At 53.2% G+C, this 19494-nt stretch carries 16 protein-coding genes; 6 read left to right on the forward strand and 10 right to left on the reverse strand.

Annotated elements, in window-relative coordinates; genetic code table 11:
• Window position 1: 1 nt before the first annotated feature.
• A complete protein-coding gene (locus KO508_RS16400) occupies window positions 2-4879 on the reverse strand; it encodes an NAD-glutamate dehydrogenase (protein WP_216009359.1) in 4878 nt (1625 codons plus the stop codon).
• Window positions 4880-5009: 130 nt separating this feature from the next.
• Between KO508_RS16400 and KO508_RS16405 the strand changes: the two genes are divergently transcribed.
• From KO508_RS16405 to KO508_RS16430, 6 genes are read left to right on the forward strand one after another with little or no spacing between them, the layout of a single operon-like run.
• Window positions 5010-5984 (forward strand): AAA family ATPase, encoded by a 975-nt coding sequence (locus KO508_RS16405; protein ID WP_216009360.1) that lies wholly within the window; start codon window positions 5010-5012, stop codon window positions 5982-5984.
• An 8-nt stretch (window positions 5985-5992) separates the two neighbouring features.
• Window positions 5993-6925 (forward strand): DUF58 domain-containing protein, encoded by a 933-nt coding sequence (locus KO508_RS16410; protein ID WP_216009361.1) that lies wholly within the window; start codon window positions 5993-5995, stop codon window positions 6923-6925.
• Window positions 6922-7392 carry a DUF4381 domain-containing protein gene (locus KO508_RS16415; protein WP_216009362.1) on the forward strand — a complete coding sequence of 157 codons (471 nt, stop codon included), beginning with the start codon at window positions 6922-6924 and terminating at the stop codon, window positions 7390-7392. Before KO508_RS16410 ends, KO508_RS16415 begins: the two co-directional genes overlap by 4 nt.
• Window positions 7386-8426 (forward strand): vWA domain-containing protein, encoded by a 1041-nt coding sequence (locus KO508_RS16420; RefSeq protein WP_216009363.1) that lies wholly within the window; start codon window positions 7386-7388, stop codon window positions 8424-8426. Before KO508_RS16415 ends, KO508_RS16420 begins: the two co-directional genes overlap by 7 nt.
• Window positions 8427-8429: 3 nt before the next feature.
• The gene (locus KO508_RS16425; RefSeq protein WP_216009364.1) at window positions 8430-10268 is read left to right on the forward strand and encodes a VWA domain-containing protein; all 1839 of its coding nucleotides are present in this window, start codon (window positions 8430-8432) and stop codon (window positions 10266-10268) included.
• Window positions 10262-12007, forward strand: a complete 1746-nt coding sequence (locus KO508_RS16430; protein WP_216009365.1) for a BatD family protein — start codon at window positions 10262-10264, stop codon at window positions 12005-12007. Before KO508_RS16425 ends, KO508_RS16430 begins: the two co-directional genes overlap by 7 nt.
• 87 nt (window positions 12008-12094) lie before the next feature.
• Here the strand turns inward: KO508_RS16430 and ccmI are convergent, their stop codons facing one another.
• The 9 genes from ccmI to ccmA form a co-directional block, all read right to left on the reverse strand.
• Window positions 12095-13381: a c-type cytochrome biogenesis protein CcmI gene (gene ccmI / locus KO508_RS16435; protein WP_216009366.1), complete on the reverse strand. Its 1287-nt coding sequence runs from the start codon at window positions 13379-13381 to the stop codon at window positions 12095-12097.
• A 99-nt stretch (window positions 13382-13480) separates the two neighbouring features.
• Complete coding sequence (locus KO508_RS16440; protein WP_216009367.1) at window positions 13481-13960, reverse strand: cytochrome c-type biogenesis protein; 480 nt, start codon at window positions 13958-13960, stop codon at window positions 13481-13483.
• Window positions 13960-14496, reverse strand: a complete 537-nt coding sequence (locus KO508_RS16445) for a DsbE family thiol:disulfide interchange protein (protein ID WP_216009368.1) — start codon at window positions 14494-14496, stop codon at window positions 13960-13962. The genes KO508_RS16440 and KO508_RS16445 overlap by 1 nt, the downstream gene beginning before the upstream one ends.
• On the reverse strand, window positions 14493-16496 hold the full coding sequence (locus tag KO508_RS16450) for a heme lyase CcmF/NrfE family subunit (protein WP_216009369.1): 2004 nt from the start codon (window positions 16494-16496) through the stop codon (window positions 14493-14495). Before KO508_RS16450 ends, KO508_RS16445 begins: the two co-directional genes overlap by 4 nt.
• A 39-nt stretch (window positions 16497-16535) precedes the next feature.
• Complete coding sequence (gene ccmE / locus KO508_RS16455) at window positions 16536-17009, reverse strand: cytochrome c maturation protein CcmE (RefSeq protein ID WP_200361544.1); 474 nt, start codon at window positions 17007-17009, stop codon at window positions 16536-16538.
• A gap of 15 nt (window positions 17010-17024) precedes the next feature.
• Entirely contained in the window at window positions 17025-17264 is a 240-nt protein-coding gene (gene ccmD / locus KO508_RS16460) for a heme exporter protein CcmD (RefSeq protein ID WP_200361545.1), read from the reverse strand.
• Window positions 17265-17267: 3 nt separating this feature from the next.
• Entirely contained in the window at window positions 17268-18011 is a 744-nt protein-coding gene (gene ccmC, locus KO508_RS16465) for a heme ABC transporter permease CcmC (protein ID WP_216009370.1), read from the reverse strand.
• A 32-nt stretch (window positions 18012-18043) separates the two neighbouring features.
• The gene (ccmB, locus tag KO508_RS16470; RefSeq protein ID WP_252738167.1) at window positions 18044-18769 is read right to left on the reverse strand and encodes a heme exporter protein CcmB; all 726 of its coding nucleotides are present in this window, start codon (window positions 18767-18769) and stop codon (window positions 18044-18046) included.
• On the reverse strand, window positions 18759-19400 hold the full coding sequence (gene ccmA, locus KO508_RS16475) for a cytochrome c biogenesis heme-transporting ATPase CcmA (protein WP_216009371.1): 642 nt from the start codon (window positions 19398-19400) through the stop codon (window positions 18759-18761). Before ccmA ends, ccmB begins: the two co-directional genes overlap by 11 nt.
• Window positions 19401-19494: the final 94 nt, after the last annotated feature.

The raw sequence follows: 19494 nt of genomic DNA on the forward strand, positions 1-19494 counted from the left end.
CCTACTCGTTACTATCACTTTGAGGCTGATGCAACGTGCTTTGTGCTAGATCCAGCAACTCACGCAATGCCACCGAGAACATAGCATACTCCGGCTCCCCTACGCCTTTAAGCTCAGCAAGCATGGATTCCCAGCGGTGGATCATGTGTTCATGCCGCTGTTTCCAGCTTTCTACACACTCCGGCAAGTCCTCTGGCTTTTCCGCTATATTCAGCACGCCGGTGGTCAATGCCCTTTGCTGCCAATCCAGATCTTCACGGAAGCTCTCACGTGCCAGCGCCTGCCAATGTGAACCAGGCGTGAGGCTTGCGATCGTAGAGCCGAACCAGTTGAGATCAAGCAGGTCGCCCAATTGATAATAGAGGTTGGAAACGGTTTTCAGTGGCATACCTGTGGCCTTCTGGGCCTCGGTAATACCCAGCGAGGAGTAGAGGTATCCTGTACCAGCCAAGACGGAGGCCAATTCCGCAGGTAATCCGGCTTTTTCCAGTTCCTTGTTGCGCTCTTCCCACTCTGCCCGTGCTTGGCCCTCTATATAATTTGGCAGGCCAGACGTTATGGCCCACACACTGTCGGCAAAGCGATCCATGTGCCCTTCAATGCTCAGCTCCGCGCGGCGATTACGTAGTAACCATTGCACAGATCTGCGCATCAGGCGCATAAGGTCGCCCATCAACTCTATCTGTAACTGCGCTGGAATGTGGAAATCCAGATCTTCGATCTTGTCCCACCAGCAGTCAATCCGAAATACGTCTCTGGCGATTAACCAAGCCAAGGCTATGGTGGCCGCGTCGGCGCCGGTAGACTGGCTCAGGCGTTCCACAAAGGTAATACCCATGTGGTTGACCATATCGTTGGCAATCTGTGTCGCAATAATCTCCCGCCGTAACTGGTGCTCTCCCAGCTCTTTCGAAAACTTCTGGGTTAACTCGCGGGGGAACACCTTGTACATCTCGCGGGCAAGTATTGGAATGTCCGGCAAGCTGCTGTCTATGAGCGTTTGCTTCAAATCACCTTTTACGTAGGCAATCATGACGGCCAGTTCTGGCCGGGTGAGCCCCTGCTTGTTCAGTTTACGCTCGTTCAGCGCTTCATCGTCCGGAAGGAATTCCAGCGCCCTGTTTAGTTTGCCTTCGCTTTCAAAGGTGTTCATCAATCGACGATATTCTTCAAGGCGCTCCGCTGCGTCCTCGTTGGCAATACTGATTGCCTGTGTTTGCCGATAGTTGTTCTTGAGCACAAGAGCGGATACATCGCTGGTCATGTCTTCCAGCATAACGTTGCGCTGCTTGGCCGTTAGATCGCCCATGGCAACGCTGCGGTTGAGCAGAATCTTCATGTTAACTTCGTGATCCGAACAATCGACACCACCTGAGTTATCAATAAAGTCGGTATTTAGCCGCCCACCTTTTAGCGCATATTCGATACGACCAAGCTGGGTCATGCCCAGATTTCCACCCTCACCGACTATGGTGCAGCTCAAATCCCCACCGTTGATCCGCACACCATCGTTGGCCTTATCGCCCACATCACTGTGCGACTCACTACTGCTCTTAACATAGGTGCCTATGCCACCGACCCAAAGCAAATCCACCTTAGCCTTCAGGATATGGGAGATAAGCATATTCGGAGGCACCCTGTCTGAGTTGATGCCAAGCAGTTTCTTCATTTCCGAGCTGACGGGTATAGACTTTGCGGTACGACTGAATACACCGCCGCCTTTGGAAATCAGCTTCTCGTCATAGTCTGTCCAGGCTGAGCGGGGCAGTTCGAACAGTCGCTTGCGCTCTTTGTAGCTCTTGGCTGCATCTGGCGACGGATCTACAAATATATGAAGGTGGTTAAACGCAGCTACCAGCTTGGTTTTCTCCGAGCTCAATAGACCGTTGCCAAAAACATCGCCAGCCATGTCGCCGATACCAATGGCGGTAAACTCATCAACCGCCGGATTGATACCCACTTCACGGAAGTGCCGCTCAACAGACACCCAGGCACCGGAGGCGGTGATACCCATCTTCTTGTGGTCGTAGCCGTTACTACCACCAGAGGCGAAAGCATCCCCCATCCAGAAGCCATATTCCGCAGCCAGACCATTGGCTATATCAGAGAAAGTAGCAGTGCCTTTGTCTGCCGCAACCACCAAGTAATGATCATCCGCATCATGGCGTACAACACGGTCAGGCGGCTGAATGCCCGCATCCACCAAGTTATCGGTTAGATCAAGCAAACCACGGATAAACGTTTTATAGGCCGCAATGCCTTCCGCTTGAAAGGCTTCACGGTCAGACGAATCCGGCAGCCGCTTGGCGACAAAGCCACCCTTCGCCCCCACCGGCACGATTACCGCGTTTTTAACTTGCTGGGCTTTCACCAGCCCTAATACTTCTGTTCGATAATCTTCGAAACGATCTGACCAACGCAGGCCGCCTCGCGCAACTTTACCGCCGCGCAGGTGAACACCCTCCACTCGTGGTGAATACACGAAGATTTCGTAAACAGGTAACGGCAGCGGCATGTCCGGAATCTTAGAAGGGTCAAACTTCACGCTGATATAGGGTTTTGGCCCGCCAGCCTCGTCCACTTGGTAATAGTTTGTCCGTAAGGTAGCCTGCATCAATTCCAAATAAAGGCGCAAAACACGGTCTTCACTAAGGTTTGAAACCTCTTCCAACCCGGCATTGAACTCAATCTCTAGCTTTTGTTGTGCAGCCTCACACTTGCCCGTACTTTGAAAACGGTCGGGATTAAATCGTACTTCGAAGTATTCCAGCAGGATTCGGGTAAGCTCAACGTAGTTTACCAATGTGTTTGAGATAAACGTTTGGCTGTTCGAAAAGCGAATCTGGCGCATATAGCGTGCATAGGTTCGCAGCAGCGCAATTTCCCGCCAGCTCATATACGAGGTTATGAGCATCCGGTTAAACGCATCATTTTCTGCTTCGCCGTACCAAACCCGATGGAACAGCTCCTCGAATATTGGCCGAATACGGTGAATATCAATTACCGTTCCATCATGGGCGTAAAGCGTGAAATCGTGAATCCACACGGTTTTATTGTTGCGATCGATAACTTCAAATGGATGCTCGCCCAACACCCGGAATCCCAGATTATCAAAGATAGGCATAACGTCAGACAGCGGCAAAGGCTGGTCTGGATAGAACAACTTGAAATGCAGCGTGCTCTCATCTTCCTCTAACGCCCGATAGAAACTCATCTTCAAGTCGTTGTTAACGGCCGCTGCGGAGATGTGCTCTAAATCGATAGCAGCGCGGCGCGGGGAGAAAGCTTCTGAATAGCTTGCCGGAAACCCGCCAGCCCAGTTCCGGTACAACTCATTACCCTGCTCTTCGCCACAGGCTTCGGTGAGCGCACCTGAGAGGCCATCACGCCAGGACTGAGCCAACTCGATGACTTTTTGCCGGATTTCCGCAATTGGCAACGTGCGGTTTTCAAATTGTGGCACACGAATGGTGAACTGAACCCGAGCCAGCGCAGATTCCGAGAAATGAGTAACAAATTCAATGTCTTCGGCTTCAAGGCTTTCCATAAGCACCTTTTCAACCTTCAGACGAAGCTCGGTGTTATAGATATCTCTCGGGAAGAAAGCGAGGCAAGTAACAAACTGTCCGTAAACATCTTCGCGCATGAACAGCTCAATGCGGCGCCGCTCCTGTATGTACAGGATATTTTTAGCGACTTTCAGCAACTCGCCCTCTTCTATTTGGAACAGCTCATCCCGAGGGTAGAGGGTAAGAATTTGTTCCAGCTCTTTACCGGCATAATCTTCACGCAAAAATCCGGAGCGTGTTATCACATTTTCAAACTTGCGCCTAAGCAGCGGAATCTCGTCAGGGCGCTCGTTGTAGGCTCGGGCGGTGTACAAGCCTAAAAACCGTCGTTCACCAACCACTTCGCCTTTTTTGTTGAATTTTTTAACTGCTATGTAGTCCGGGTACGCTGGCCGGTGGACTCTCGAGCGCTGGGCGGACTTCGCAAAGATCAAAACATCGTCGGCATGGGTCATCTCGTTCCGCGTGCGCTGGGGCAACTCATCCAAGCGAACCCGGTCAGGACGTTCGTTATTTACCCGCAATATGCCCAGCTCAGAATTCTCAACCCGACAGGCGGACAATCCCGCTTTGTCTTTTACAAAGTCATACTCGTCATAGCCAAGAAAGGTGAAATGATCGCGCACTAGCCAGCTGAGGAAGGCTTTTGCCTCTTCCTTTTGCGCGCTGTCGGCACCCACAGTGTTCGCATCCAGCTCTTTGATGATTTCGTTTACTTTATCGATAACCACCGGGAAATCAGCCACAGCAATTCGTACTTCATGCAACACCGTTTGCAGGGTCTGCTCAATACGGCGAAGGTCTTCGGGATTGCTGTGTTTGTCAATTTCCAAAACAATGAAAGCTTCATAGGAGGAAGCAGACTGGTCTTTCTTTGTAGGCAGCAACTCTTTCAGCTTGCCTTGTTTGTCACGCTCTACTTGCAATATGGAGTGCTGGATAGAGTGGGTACCGATTTCCTGCTGATTGATCGCAATTCGCAGTGAGTCGATCAGGAAGGGGATGTTCGGGTGCAGAATAAACACTACCGTGTGGGTAGATTGCCAGCCATCACTTTCCAACTCCGGGTTAAACACAGATACAGGCGTTTCTTCACTGGTGCGTTTTTGCATAAATTGCCAAGCAGCCAATACAGCACCGTAAGTGTCGGAAAACCGCCGACTCACCAGTTCTTCTAACGGAATGTGCGCGTAATGCTGCTTTGCAAATTCGCTGATTTTTCCGGCTTCGGTTTTGGCTATTTTTAAGGAAAATTCATCAGCCAAACGCTCGAAAAACTGATCTTTGCTAGCCATTGTCAGCGCATTCATGGGTGACCTCAGTTAGTGTGAAATAAACGTAATAGGGATATCGTGAGATAAGCATAGTCAAACCCTTGATTTTTGCCGGTTAGACACCAAAACTGCGGCAACTACTTACGCACGAGAGCAATCACTTCCTATGTCGTTACAGCATACGTTCGGTGAACTACGGGTACAGTTAGCCAAAAGGATCATAGGGCAAGAAAAGCTGGTTGATCGCCTTCTCATTGCTTTGCTGGCTGATGGGCATCTGCTGGTAGAAGGAGCACCGGGTCTTGCTAAAACCACTGCCATAAAGGCTCTAGCAGATCACCTAACGGGTGATTTCCATCGCATTCAGTTCACCCCGGATTTGTTACCCTCAGACGTTACGGGCAGCGAAATTTACCGGGCGGAAACCGGGCTTTTCGAGTTCCAGCGCGGGCCGATATTCCACAATCTGGTTCTGGCGGATGAAATCAACCGAGCTCCGGCCAAGGTACAGTCCGCCTTGCTTGAGGCCATGGGCGAACGCCAAGTCAGTGTTGGGATGCGCACCTTTCCGCTTGACCGCTTGTTCATGGTAATGGCCACCCAGAATCCTATAGAGCAGGAGGGCACCTACCCTTTGCCGGAAGCCCAGCTTGACCGGTTTCTGATGCACGTGGTGATCGGCTACCCCTCGGCCCAAGCGGAGCAGGCTATTCTTCACTTAGCCAGAAATGACTATCGCCAAGGGCAGCCAGAGGCCGACATTCGGCTGACAGCCGATCAGGTTTTTGAGGCTCGTGCTCAAGTCGCCGATATCTATATGGCGGAGTCGGTTGAGCAATACCTGCTTGCGCTGGTACTGGCAACCAGAGACCCGGGTACTCTCGACGGTACTATCAACCCTGAACTAGCGCGCTGGACAGCGTTTGGGGCCAGTCCGCGAGGCACAATTGCCCTTGACCGCTGTGCCCGTGCCATTGCATGGCTCAGCGGTCGGGACTATGTAACGCCAGACGATGTGCGTGCGGTCGCCTTCGATGTACTCAGACACCGAATCCTGCTGACCTTCGAAGCCGAGGCGGAAGGCATAACGGCCGACACGGTAATACAGCGCTTGATTGAGCGCGTGCCTGTGAGCGCCTGAGGCTGGCCATGGATGTAAGTGCCAGTGAAGCAACAACACGCGTCAGCCTACAGGCCCTTATTCGCCTGCAGGCTGACGCCCGCGCGCTGAAATTGCCCTCGGCACGGCCAGCACGGGCACGGCAGGCAGGGCTACAGCATTCTTCACAACGTGGGCGTGGTATGGCGTTTGCGGAAGTACGCTTGTATCAGCCCGGGGATGATATCCGCAGCATTGACTGGCGAGTTACGGCCCGGCGACAAGCACCTCACACCAAGCTTTACGAAGAAGAACGCGAACGACCGGTTTTACTCCTTTGCGATCTCGGCCCCACACTCTTTTTTGCCAGTACCGGAGCCTTCAAACAGGTGCGCTGCGCACAGCTTGCCGCTATTTTGGCTTGGCTTGCGCTCTCTGCCGGAGATCAGGTGGGCGGCATTGTATTCGATGGCAGCACACTAAGCGTGCAACGCCCTGCGCGGCGAAAGAAATCCGTACTCCGGCTACTAGATACCCTCGCCAGCCAACAGCGCAGTTCGCCAGACAACTCCGCATCCGAAATCACGCTAGATACCGCTCTGGCAGAAGCCCGGCGCGTTGCCCACACCGGTAGCAGGATTTTTGTAATCAGTGATTTTTTGAATATCTCAGAGAGCACGCCGTCGTTACTTGGCGCTCTGGCGCGACACAATAGCGTTAGCGCTCTACGGGTTGTTGATCCTTTAGAACAGCAACTGCCGCACAGCGGCCGCTTTGCCATTGCGGGAAGCGAAGGCCCGGTATGGTTTGATGCTTCGAATACCAGCTTTCAAAAAGCCTGGCAGGAAAAAATCGACCAACACGAGGCCAGACTTGCAGAGTGCTTTCGCTTGTCCGGCGTAGAGGCCACAAACGTTTCAACCCAAGAGGCACCAGCGGTTAGTCTTAAAGCCATACTCGGGCCAGGGGGACGAGTCGGATGATACCCAAGGACCCTCTGAGCCAGCTTAAGGATATCCACCTGCCGCAAACCGGAGGTTTCTGGCCGCCAGCTCCGGGCTGGTGGGTTCTCGCTTTTGCCCTACTTGTTGCCATAGCCATTCTGGTTTGGGCACTTCGCCGTCGTCATCTCAAAAATCGCTGGCTTAGGCAGGCCAAGGCCGAACTGGCCATCCTAGAACACTCTGGGGCCAAAGAGCCTCAATGGTTTACGCAAATCAATGGACTGCTAAAACGTGCCGCACGGGAGCGCTACCCGGATGAAAACCCGGAGGCTCTCTCGGGTGAGCAGTGGGCCTCATACCTGTTACGGCATCTCCCGAATGAGCGTATCGCCCAGCAACCTGTAGTCGATGCTTTGGTAAACAGTGTCTGGCAGCCCCACCCGACCGCTGAGCCAGCTCTGGCTATAGAGTTCGCCCGAACCTGGCTGGAGGCCCAAAAATGCTGAGCCTCGCCTACCCCTGGTTGCTGCTGCTGATTTTGGTGCCTCTACTTCTGCAGTGGAAAAAGCCAGCCGCCCACGCCGTAGACGCTCCGGTTTTCCCGGTTGGGCATTGGCTTTCGGATTTGCCCGGCGTAACCCGTCGGGGCAATGGCGTTCCACGTTGGCAAACGCTGTTGCTCTTGCTCGCCTGGTGTTTTCTGGTATTGGCGCTGGCACGACCACAGCATGTGGGGGAGCAGGTTCAAATGCCGGTGTCCGGGCGCGACCTCATGCTAGTGGTGGATATTTCTCCCAGTATGGAAGAACAGGACATGATCCTTCAGGGCCGCAGCATTAATCGTTTGCAGGCTGTTAAAAAAGTACTCAATGAATTCATTGCGCGCAGAGGGGGGGACCGACTCGGCCTCATTCTATTCGGTACGGAACCCTATGTTCAGGCCCCTTTAACCTTTGATATCCAAACCCTAGAGACGCTCCTTCAGGAATCGGGGATTGGCATGGCTGGGCGGGCAACGGCTATTGGCGATGCGGTCGGTTTGGCCACCAAGCGTTTAAGAGAGCGGCCCCAACAACAACGTGTGGTGGTGCTTCTTACAGACGGAGCCAACACCGCCGGCGAAATATCACCAGACAAAGCGACGGAAATAGCAGCAGCGGCCAGCGTACGCCTCTACACCATCGGCATTGGCGCCGACTCTATGGTTCGTCGCGGCCTGCTTGGCTCCCGCCGGGTAAACCCCTCCAGAGATCTGGATGAAAACCTGCTCACACGCATGGCGCAGCAAACCGGCGGCGAGTATTTCCGCGCCCGCAGCTTGCCAGAGCTGGAGTTGATATACGAAACCATCAACCAACTTGAGCCTATTGAACTGGATGGAAAAACCTACCGTCCGATTACCGACCTGTTCTTCTGGCCGGCAGGTATAGCCGTGGCACTCTGGCTGAGCATTTTTATGTTCAGACATTTAGCTGGCAGGCTAACACCGGTGCGTCAAAGCATTGACAGCAAATCGGCCGACCGCCGGGGAGAAGCGTAAATCATGGCTGACTTCCACTTTATACGCCCGCTTTGGCTTCTATTATTGCTCCTTATACCGGTGCTCTACCGAGTGTTAAAACACAAAAGCTCCGGCGACAGTGGTTGGTCCGGATTCATTCCTGAGCGATTTTTGTCGCCGGTCATTCGCCGTTATGGGGGAGCTTCAGATAGGCGTGGATCAAAACTTGTACCCGCAATCAGCGCAGTGTTGATTCTGGCGCTGGCTCTCGCGGGGCCAGCCTGGCGCGAGGCACCAACGCCTCTTAAAAAGCCGGGAGACGGTTTGGTGATCGTGCTAGACCTGTCGTTGTCGATGTTAGCAACCGATCTGGAGCCAGATCGTCTTACTCGTGCGAAACGCAAAATTCGCGATATTCTGGCTGCGCGCGAAGGCAGCCTTACCGGATTGGTGGTGTACTCCGGGGATGCCCACGTTGTGACACCCCTAACCGACGATAGCAATACCCTAACCGGTATGCTTAACGTACTTGAGCCAGTCATCATGCCGGTTCAAGGTAACCGCGTAGATCTGGCTATTAGCAGAGCCCGTGCGCTTCTGGAACAAGGCGCTCCCGGGCAGGGCCGCATTTTGTTAATCACCGACGGCGTAGCAGACCAATATCAGGAGCCTATCGAAAACACACTCAAGGACACCGGTTTTACCCTTAGTACGCTCGCCGCAGGAACCCCCGGTGGCGGCCCCATACCCCTTGCCCGGCGCGGATTTATTAGGGAAAACGGCAATGTGGTCATAACCCGCACTGACCCGGATAAGCTCGCGGAGCTAGCCCGAGCCAGTGGCGGCACCAGTCGTGAATTAACACTGGATGACAGCGACATAGCCGCCTTAAATCTGAGCCCCATCGAATCGGACGAGTGGCAGGACACCGATACCGGGCTCACCATTAATCGTTGGCAAGACGACGGCTATTGGCTGTTATGGCTGGCGCTTCCGTTGCTGCTCTTGGGTTGGCGCCGGGGAGCCTTTACCGCATTGGCATTGATACTGATGCCAGCCATACCACAACCGGTCGCGGCGATGGATTGGGACAGTCTTTGGCAACGAGAGGACCAACGAGCACCACAATTAATCCGTGAAGACCCTGAAGCCGCAGCGAACACCTTGCAATCCCCCGAATGGCGAGGCTCGGCACTTTACAAAGCAGAGCGCTATGAAGAAGCCGCCAAGGCGTTCTCCAAAGCAAATACACCTGTCGCGGACTACAACCGAGGTAATGCGTTAGCCCGTGCCGGAAAGCTGGAAGAGGCGATAAAAGCCTACGACAGCGCTCTGGACCAAGTTCCAAACATGGAGGATGCCCGTGTAAACCGAAAGCTTGTGCAAGACTTGCTCAAGCAACAGGAACAATCCAGCCAGAGCGAAGGTGACGAGAACGCTTCAGATTCAAGCCAGAATGATAGCGGTAGTGAAGGTGAGAGTGAGAGTGACCGTGAGAGTGATGGAGAGAGTGATGGAGAGAGTGACGGTGATAGCCAAAACCAAGATCAATCTCAAAACTCGGATCAGGAGTCTCAGCAGTCCCGGAACGGCGACCAAACACAAGAACAAAACGGTACACAGGAACAGTCTGGAGAGCAGGAGCCAAGCGACTCTGCAGAAAGAAACGAAACAACCGCCCAAGCCATGGAGGCCGAACCCAGCGATGAAGAGAAGCAGGCACAAGCCCCAGCGCATATATCTGAAACACCCCTGACCCAGAGTCAGGAGCAATCGCTGCGACGGATACCAGATAATCCGGGCGGGCTTTTACAACGCAAATTCCTGCAACAGTACCAGGAGCGTCAGACACCATCCGATGAGGGCGATACACCATGGTAAAACGGCTGATCATTCCAACAATATGGCTGGCGATTTTTATGGTGCTAGGGCTCTCGGCACAAGCCGGAGAACTCACAGCGGAGCCCGACAGAAACCGCCTTTATGAAGGCGAGGTGCTCACCTTTACTGTCAAAGGCAGCACCAAGATTGATATCAATCTGAGTAACCTATTCGACTTTGATTTATCAAGCCTGCCATCCCCAGATATTGAAAAAGTAGAACCTGACTTTGAAATATTGGCCCGCAACCAGCGCTACAGCGTTACCACTGTAAATGGCGAGATGGTGGGAGAAATAATCTGGACCTACCAACTTGCGCCAAAATCAACCGGTAAGCTCACCATCCCCGCCCTAACCTTCAAGGATTCCGTGTCTAAACCGGTAACTATTGAGGTTGTTGACGGTACCCCTCCGGACCAGACGGGTAGCAATCGAGACAGCTTTATTGAGTTGACGACCGACAAAGCCGAGGTCTATGTACAGGAGCAACTGATTCTGACGGTTCGGTTATTCTTCCGGGGCAACCTTATTCGCGGTGAGCTATCCGACCCGCAACACCCCAACGCCATCATTGAAACTCTGGGTAAACAACGCGAGTTTGCTACTGAACGTGATGGCGTGCGCTACCGAGTTGTGGAGCGGCGTTATGCGTTGTTTCCCCAAAAGCCCGGCGTTTTGAACCTTCCTCCCATTCGCTTTGAAGGGCAAGCCAGAAATACTGACGGCTCGCTCCGTTTTCTCCGGGACAGTGCAGATTTGTTTGAGGTGCCAATAAAAGAAGTGCCTGCAGAGTTCAGCGGTACAATTTGGCTGCCGGCCAACAGTCTTACTCTTTCAGAGGCTGGCATGCCTGCAACCTTGAACCTGAACACTGGGGACGATCTCACCCGCACCCTTAGCCTGCAAGCAACAGGGTTGCCTTCGGAAGCGCTGCCGCCATTGCCAGATTCGGTGCCCGAAGGGCTTCGCAGTTATCCTGAAGAGCCTCAGCGCAGTACGAATGTAGGACCGAATGGCATTACATCCACACTCACACAAACCAGCGCCCTAGTTCCGGTGAATGCCGGTAAGCTAACACTCCCGGCCGTTCGAATCCCTTGGTGGGACACGGAATCCGACAGTGAGAAAGTTGCAATTATTCCCGCACAGACTCTTAACGTAACCGCCTCAGAAGGCTCAGTTGCAGCCACAGGGGCCGCAAGCACTGGACAGAACACACCGCCGACAACTAACGACGAGGCAGCCTCGGGCAACAACCCCATTCCCTCTATTAGTCGATTCTGGAAATGGGCCTGTTTTGCACTAGCAGGCGTATGGGTTCTCACCATGCTGGCTTGGTGGCGTAGCCGAAAAATCGCTGCTGATAGTTCAGATCAAACTGTTTCTTCAAAAAGCACGAACGAACAAGACGTGTTTGAGGAGTTGTTGAGCGCAGCCAAAAACGGCGGTGCCACTACGCCGGGATTATTTGTGCGCTGGTCTAATTTGCGCTGGCCCGGCCATAATTTTGGGTCTACAGGGGATGTGTTTCGGGTCATTCCGGCTCCAGATTTGGAGTCGGAACTCAGCGCTTTGCAAGCGCACCTGTTCAGCCGGGGTCAATCGAATGGAGACAACAGCAGCAAGCATTGGGATGGAACAAGTCTGGCGAATGCTCTCAAGGAAATACGTAAACAGACACTCAAAGCATCTTCCGAAGCTGGTCTGCCGCCCCTCTACCCCAGCAACCTTTCCGTATAAGCGCGGGGTTGCCAGAGCCAGCTCAAATATTTCAGAAAGTATAGTTTGGTGGGCCGAGAGCTAGCGGCTCATCAAGTCCGTTCCTATTCAGTTGCCAGTCAATTGCTGGTCAATCACGAGGTCTACCGGCGAACCCTGATCTCCAGACACTGCAACCGGTAATTCTGTACTACCCTGCCAGTCCCCCGGTTGTGCATTGATGTTGCCTGACAGCGTCAAGCGAGCCGTTACAATCACTTGCTCTGCTCCGGATATCACAGCTTGTGGCGCCATCGCATGGCTGTCGTTCAGGCGAATGTCGATGGGCAAGGCGCTCGCGGTCAACCGCACAACGGCTAAAGGCGGCCCGCTTTGCACATTGGCCGCGCGGGCGAAGATAAACAGAGTAGTGTCTTCAGGGATCTCTTGTTTGAATGCATCATCCAAACTCACTCGCACAGATACGCCCACGTTGCCTGCGCTATCATCCGGAGCGGCAAAAGCGGGTTGTTCAGCCGGCGGCTGCTCCCCAAGGCGAGTATAGGCCTCATGTATTCCCCCCTGAATGGAAGCCAGTTGCGGGTGATCTGGCGCAACCGTTTGGATGCGCTCCCAGTATTGAATCGCTTCGCGATAGCTTCCTTGACTGAACGCATGAATGCCCAACAGCCCCAGCGAGTTGACCTCATCAGGGTTCAGCTCGAGCGCTTCTTCAATGGTAGAGGTTACTTTCTCAGTCATTGCGCCCTGAGTGCGGAAAAACTGCGCCTGCGCAGATAGTCCCAGCGCGACGGCCCGGGAACCCTCATCAGATTTAACACTATCAGCCAGCTGTCTGAACGCCCAAGCTGCGTCGTCATAACGTTTCAAGCGCATGTAAGTCTGGCCCAGCATAGCCCAGCCATCCGGGTTATCAGGGCTGGCCTCCAGCCGCGCACGCAATTGCTCCGTGAGCTGGTTCATCTGTGCTGCACGGGCTTCGTCTGAGCTTCCCAACTCCTGCATAGCAACAAAGGATTCCACACTGTCCATCGCGCCCCACTCCTCATAGAGCAGAACCGTGGCGGCAGGAAGCAAAAGTATTGATATTAGGCCCACGGCCATAGCAGCTTTACGCCCGGGAACGCTCTTTGCTGGTGCTTCATTCTCGGGAACGTCATCGAGCATGGCCCCCGCAAGTTCGTCTCTCAGCTGCCGGTAAGTTTCCTCATCAATAATTCCGGCTTGGTGCTCTTTTTCCAGTTCGGCCATTCGGCTTCGATAGGCCATCAAGTTCTGGTTTCTGAGATCCGCTTGCTCCCGGGAGGCCTGACGGTGAAACATCACAGGGTAAAGTACAAACGCCAAGGCAAGAATGATCAGTACCGTTGCGGCAATCCAGAAAGTTTGGGTCATGGAGATATCATCACAGGTTCAAAATGAATAAAGCGGTGCGCATGTTTACGAAGCCAGTGGCTTGCACTTATGTAGAGGTCAAGGGGCACTGTGTAGAAATCAGGCGCTACCGTTACGATTCTTTTCTGCAAGCATTCTATCTATTCGGGCCTGCTCCTCAGCACTGAGGGTTGGCGCGGCCGTGCCAGTCCGTCGAGAGCGAACAACAATCCCTGCAACCACAATAAGGCCGCCCAGAACGGCTATTGCAGGTGTTGCCCAGAGCATGAAAGTGCGGCTGTCCAAATCGGGCTTATACTTCACAAACTCGCCAAAGCGCCCCACCAGAGAATCGACAATTTCTTGATCGCTGGCGCCATCCAGCATCATTTGATAAACAGCATTTCTCATATCTTTCGATATGGGTGAGTTTGAATCCGCAATGTTCTGGTTTTGGCATTTGGGACACCGCAATTCTGCAATTAAGTTCTGGTAGCGCTGTTCTTCGCTTCGATCATCAAAACCATAAACCGCAGATACATCCGCAAAGGTCATGCTGGATGCCACAGTTGCCACAACAAAACATAGAATGCGCAGCATCAACCATTCTCCCGTGCGTCATTGATCACCGGCAATAGCACCCGTTCCCAAACGTCGCCATTGACCACACCCACATGGCGATAACGCACAACGCCAGAGGCATCTATAACAAAGGTTTCCGGGGCACCGTACACACCCAAATCGAAGCCCAGTGTGCCTTTGGGATCGTATATCACCTTGCTATACGGGTCGCCCAACCGATCTAGCCAAACCAAAGCATCGTCGCGGTTGTCTTTATAGTTCAGACCAATAATCGACACCTTCTTTTCCCGGGCTAGCCACATAAGATCATCATGTTCGTCCCGGCAGGACGGACACCAAGTACCCCAAACGTTCAGCAAGGTGATTTCCCCGCGAAACACGGCTTCATCAAGCGTGGCTTCCGGCTGTTTCAAATCCCGCAGGCTGAACGCGGGAACCGGCTTCCCTATTAATGCGGAATCCAGCTTGGTGGGGTCTTTACCAATACCGGCGAATAGAACAACACCTACTATGATGGCCGCCAGCAAAGGCAGAAACAGAAGAAAGCGCTTCATGAAACTGCTCCGGCCGGACGCTGGGTACCGGCTTGCTCAGACGACACAGCTGCAGAGCGCTCAACATTTCGCTCACGAATACGATAACGTCGATCAGATATAGCCAAGAAGCCACCGGCCGCCATAAACAGCGCACCTAACCAAAGCCAACGGATTAGCGGTTTATACTGTAAGCGGATAGCCCAAGCGTTCTCTGAAATACGCTCACCGACTGCAACGAAGATGTCCCGGAACAGGCCTGCATCAATATCCGCTTCCGTCATGACACTCATGCCAACGGCATATTGACGCTTTTCAGGATGAAGATCAGCAACGAGTTTGCCGTCAAGCATTACATCAAAACTGCCGTATTGAGCAGTAAAGTTCTGGCCGCGGCGCTCGCCAATGTCCACAAACCGGAACTGGTAGTCACCAACCGTTGCAACATCACCAGGAACCATGCGCACATCGCGCTCTATGCCATAGTTCGACACAACGGTAGCGCCTGCCATGGTAATGGCCAGACCAAGGTGGCCAAGAACCATGCCGTAGTAACTGCGAGACTGGCGCTTCAAGCCGTGAACCCGTCCCTTTTTGGACGAAGACTTGTCCCACAAATCCCAGAAGGTTGCGGTGGTTACCCAAACGGCAGTGAACACGCCAAGGAAGGCCCAAGGTTTGAAGCCACCATACGCAACCATAACCGCCGTACTGATCAATACACTAACCGCCAATGGCCACAGCAGCTTGCGAGCAAGCCAGCCACCATCTGTTTTCTTCCAACGGGAGAAGGTGCCAACACCAAGCAAAAGGCCGGTCGCCACAGCCAGCGGGCTAAAAGTAAGATTGAAGAACGGCTCACCAATAGAGATTTTGCCCAGTTCAAAGAAATCAAGAACCAGCGGGTACAGAGTACCTACCGCGACCAGTAGCGTTGCGGAAACCAGCAGTACGTTGTTTAACAGAAGGAATATCTCCCGCGACAGAGAACCGTAGCGGGATCGTACGTGAACCACAGGCGCCCTGAACGCATAAAGCATCAGACTGGCCAGAATGGTTATTGCCAGCAACGCCAGAAGAAAGGTGCCCCGCTCCGGATCAGACGCAAAAGCATGAACCGAAGTAAGCACGCCGGACCGAACCAGAAAGGTACCCAGCAAGCTTAATGAAAAGGTGACAATCGCCAAGAGTACCGTCCAGCTTTTAAAAACACCGCGCTTTTCGGTGACTGCGAGCGAGTGCATCAACGCGGTACCCGACAACCACGGAAGCAAAGAAGCGTTTTCTACAGGATCCCAGAACCACCAGCCGCCCCAGCCAAGCTCGTAATAGGCCCACCAGCTTCCAAGCGCGATACCGATAGAAAGAAACGCCCAGGCAACGGTAGTCCAGGGGCGAGACCATCTCGCCCATGCAGCATCAAGGCGACCGTTGATCAGGGCCGCAATGGCAAACGCAAAAGCTACGGCAAAACCAACATAGCCCATATAAAGCATAGGCGGATGCACGATCAGCCCAAAATCCTGCAACAGTGGGTTCAAGTCTGCCCCATCGGCCGGTACGTTTGGCAGTAAGCGGTCGAAGGGGTTAGAGGTAATAACAATAAAGAGCATGAAGCCAACGCTAACCATGCCGAGAACCGACAACACTTGGGAAATCATTACAGAGGGCAAGCGACGGCTGAAAATAGCAACGGCCATGGTCCAACCGGTTAGCATCAAAATCCAGAGCAAAAGGGAGCCTTCATGGCCGCCCCACACAGCACTGAACTTGTAGTACCAAGGCAGCATGCTGTTGCTGTTGTTGGCAACGTAGGCTACCGAAAAATCGTCCGTTAAAAACGCGTGGGTCAGCACAGCAAACGCTAGCCCGACAAACACAAACATGCCGGTGGTTAAAGGCCGTGCAAACGCCTGAAGGTTGTCCCGACCAGTGAGTGAGCCAACCAATGGCACTACCGAAAGAAGCACTGCCAGCAACAGCGCGAGTATCAGTGCAAGCTGTCCGAGTTCGGGATACATCAAAGCTCTCCAGGAGTCAGGCTATTGGGTGTTGTGTGTTCAGTAAGTTGCAGGCTTGGCATTTTCAGCAGCAGACTTCGTCTCGGCTTGTGATGCTTTCTCTAAGGCACCGGCAACTTCTGGAGGCATGTAGTTTTCATCATGTTTGGCCAAAACCTGATCGGCCACGAACCGCCCTTCGTTGTTGAGCCTTCCCATGGCGACAATGCCCTGCCCTTCCGCAAACAAATCCGGCAAGATACCTACGTACTCAACCGGTACCGAGGCGCTATAGTCGGTAACCATAAATTCGACTTTTAGGCTTTCAGGATCACGCACCACGGAACCTTCTTCTACCATACCACCTGCGCGAATTCGCACGTCAACCGGGGCCTCACCTGCGGAAATTTGGCTGGGGTCGTAAAACAGGTTGATATTCTGGCGCAGCGCGTAAGTTGTAAGCCCCACTGCAACAGATAGGCCTACCAGCAGAAACAGAACGATGGTCAGCCGCTTTTTACGGATTGGGTGCATGTGCTTACCTGTCAGTCAGTCTTGGGAAACATTTACGCGTGCAAAGGACGCAGAAGTTGTAGGCGCCGCCGCCACTGTACTCTTGTCGGCCTGAAACTCATAACGGCGACGGCAGGATTCAATAGTTGCGTTCCTGCTGCGTACCGATCCGGCCATCAGCACAATCATCAGTACAAAAAACACAGCGTAACAAGCCCACACATAGGGGCCATGACCTTCCATTGATACAAATGCCGCAAAGGAATCAAATGCCATGGTTTACACCTTTCCTTTCAGAACGAATTCTTTTACCCAGCGGGTGCGTTGCTCCCGGGACAAAATCTCTGTTTGCATACGAACACATGCAAGCCAACCAAAAATCAGGTAAAGGCCCAGCACTGAAAGCAACAATGGCACCCACATTTCAGCTGGCATGGACGGTTTTTCTGTAAGCTTGAACGTTGCGGGCTGATGCAATGTATTCCACCACTCAACGGAGTACTTGATAATCGGGATATTCACCACCCCAACAAGCACAAGCACCGCGACTGCGCGGGCGGCAGACTTCTCGTCATTAATGGCCCGATCCAACGCGATAACACCACCATAAAGAAACAACAGTATCAGCATGGAGGTAAGCCGGGCATCCCAGATCCACCAAGTACCCCAGGTTGGCTTGCCCCAAACCGCGCCAGTAAAAAGTGCCAAAAACGTTAAAACCAACCCTACTGGCGTAACCGCTTTAACGAATACATCGGCCAGCTTCATGCGCCAAACCAGAGTAACCAGAGCCGCAGACGCCATCATGATGTAAATCGACTGCGCCATAAACGCCGTAGGAACATGAATAAAAATAATCCGGTAGCTATTGCCCTGCAGGTAGTCTTTGGGTGCAAATGCCAGCCCCCAAACAACTCCAGCCATCAGCAGCACTATGCCGCTCATCAATAGCCAAGGCATGAACCGGGTGGATATCCCGAAAAACCATTTTGGGGAACCCAGTTTATGAAAAAATTGCCACATCAGATGGTCACCGCCTTACCGTTTACCTTGTTTTAACCGTTCGACAAGCTGATTCTCAATGCTGCTGCCGCTGCAAACGGCGCCAGTGTCAGCGCCAACATAAGGAAAGCCCCCATCAAAGCCAGATAAGCCCCAACAGAAGCACCTTCCGCTGCTGCTGCAACGGTGCCTGTGCCAAATATCAGCACGGGAATGTACAGTGGAATGATCAGTAGGGACAAGAGCACACCTGCCGAACGCAATCCAAGAGTCAAAGCAGCACCAATGGCGCCGATTAAACTCAGTACCGGTGTACCAATCAGCAGCGTTAGACATAAAACAGCGATAGAGTTCCCGTCGAGATGCACCATTACACCAAGAACGGGGGTCAATATGACCAAAGGCAGGCCTGTTAACATCCAGTGCGCCATGGTCTTTGCCAAAATCAACAAAAACAGGGGCTGCGGCTGGAGCACAAGCTGCTCGAGTGTGCCGTCGTCAAAGTCGTGACGGAACAAGTGATCTAGAGACAAGAGTACCGAGAGCAACGCCGCCACCCAGAGAATTCCGGCTCCAGCTTCACGCAAAAATGAGGCTTCCGGGCTGACGCCCAGAGGAAACAGGGTCACAACCATAATAAAAAACAAAAGCGGGTTTAACAGATCCTGACGCTGCCGGAATGCTACTTTCATATCCCGCGAAAAAACACCCTTCATAGCAGCCAGCGCGCCGACACTGCTACTGGCGAGCGGAACTACCGGGCGAACTTCAACGTTCATCGGTTACACCTCCAGCGCCAAGGGTCAGCCGCTGCATGCCCGGCAGTGCGAGATCATGGTGGGTGGTAACCAACACGGCACCACCTTCAGCGGCCCGCTGTTGTAATAACGCCTCTAGCGCTGTCACGCCATCGGCATCAATGGCGGTAAATACTTCATCGAGCAACCAAAGGGGTTCGTCTGCAATCAACAACCTTGCCAACGCAACTCTGCGCTGCTGACCGGCCGACAAATTACGACAAGGTACATCCTCGAAGCCTGAAAGCCCCGTTCCCTGAAGCGCCTGACGCAAAACAGCGTCAGATACAGGCCTTCTGCCCGCCATCAACGCCCGAAGATTTTCCATAGGAGTAAGGAGAGGTTTGATTCCAGGGCGATGACCGAGATAAAGCATATTCCGCAGAAACACTTCACGCTGGTTTGCAATTGACGAGCCGCACCAATTCAACTCGCCTGTCCAAGCATCATTCAAGCCTGCAAGCATTCTCAGCAAAGTGGTTTTGCCCGAGCCATTTGGCCCCTCGACACGGGTGACCGTACCGGGCAGTATGGAGAAGGATAATTCGCGGAAAAGTATCCGCTTGTCCCGTTCACACTGTAGGTTAACGGCCTGTAGTAACGGCTCGGACATCAGGGCCCCGTAATCAGGACGATGCGCAGATCGCATCGGGTGTATTCACGACAATAGTTGCCAGCGCGGCGTATTATAGCGAAAGCGTTTACAG

It is taken from the genome of Marinobacter salexigens (assembly GCF_018860765.1).
In the GTDB taxonomy this organism is placed as follows: domain Bacteria; phylum Pseudomonadota; class Gammaproteobacteria; order Pseudomonadales; family Oleiphilaceae; genus Marinobacter; species Marinobacter salexigens_A.

Bases quoted from the DNA above. Each gene is read 5' to 3' on its own strand.
- KO508_RS16400 (WP_216009359.1), bottom strand. From the start codon at position 4,879: ATGAATGCGCTGACAATGGCTAGCAAAGATCAGTTTTTCGAGCGTTTG.
- KO508_RS16405 (WP_216009360.1), top strand. From the start codon at position 5,010: ATGTCGTTACAGCATACGTTCGGTGAACTACGGGTACAGTTAGCCAAA.
- KO508_RS16410 (WP_216009361.1), top strand. From the start codon at position 5,993: ATGGATGTAAGTGCCAGTGAAGCAACAACACGCGTCAGCCTACAGGCC.
- KO508_RS16415 (WP_216009362.1), top strand. From the start codon at position 6,922: ATGATACCCAAGGACCCTCTGAGCCAGCTTAAGGATATCCACCTGCCG.
- KO508_RS16420 (WP_216009363.1), top strand. From the start codon at position 7,386: ATGCTGAGCCTCGCCTACCCCTGGTTGCTGCTGCTGATTTTGGTGCCT.
- KO508_RS16425 (WP_216009364.1), top strand. From the start codon at position 8,430: ATGGCTGACTTCCACTTTATACGCCCGCTTTGGCTTCTATTATTGCTC.
- KO508_RS16430 (WP_216009365.1), top strand. From the start codon at position 10,262: ATGGTAAAACGGCTGATCATTCCAACAATATGGCTGGCGATTTTTATG.
- ccmI (WP_216009366.1), bottom strand. From the start codon at position 13,381: ATGACCCAAACTTTCTGGATTGCCGCAACGGTACTGATCATTCTTGCC.
- KO508_RS16440 (WP_216009367.1), bottom strand. From the start codon at position 13,960: ATGCTGCGCATTCTATGTTTTGTTGTGGCAACTGTGGCATCCAGCATG.
- KO508_RS16445 (WP_216009368.1), bottom strand. From the start codon at position 14,496: ATGAAGCGCTTTCTTCTGTTTCTGCCTTTGCTGGCGGCCATCATAGTA.
- KO508_RS16450 (WP_216009369.1), bottom strand. From the start codon at position 16,496: ATGTATCCCGAACTCGGACAGCTTGCACTGATACTCGCGCTGTTGCTG.
- ccmE (WP_200361544.1), bottom strand. From the start codon at position 17,009: ATGCACCCAATCCGTAAAAAGCGGCTGACCATCGTTCTGTTTCTGCTG.
- ccmD (WP_200361545.1), bottom strand. From the start codon at position 17,264: ATGGCATTTGATTCCTTTGCGGCATTTGTATCAATGGAAGGTCATGGC.
- ccmC (WP_216009370.1), bottom strand. From the start codon at position 18,011: ATGTGGCAATTTTTTCATAAACTGGGTTCCCCAAAATGGTTTTTCGGG.
- ccmB (WP_252738167.1), bottom strand. From the start codon at position 18,769: ATGAACGTTGAAGTTCGCCCGGTAGTTCCGCTCGCCAGTAGCAGTGTC.
- ccmA (WP_216009371.1), bottom strand. From the start codon at position 19,400: ATGTCCGAGCCGTTACTACAGGCCGTTAACCTACAGTGTGAACGGGAC.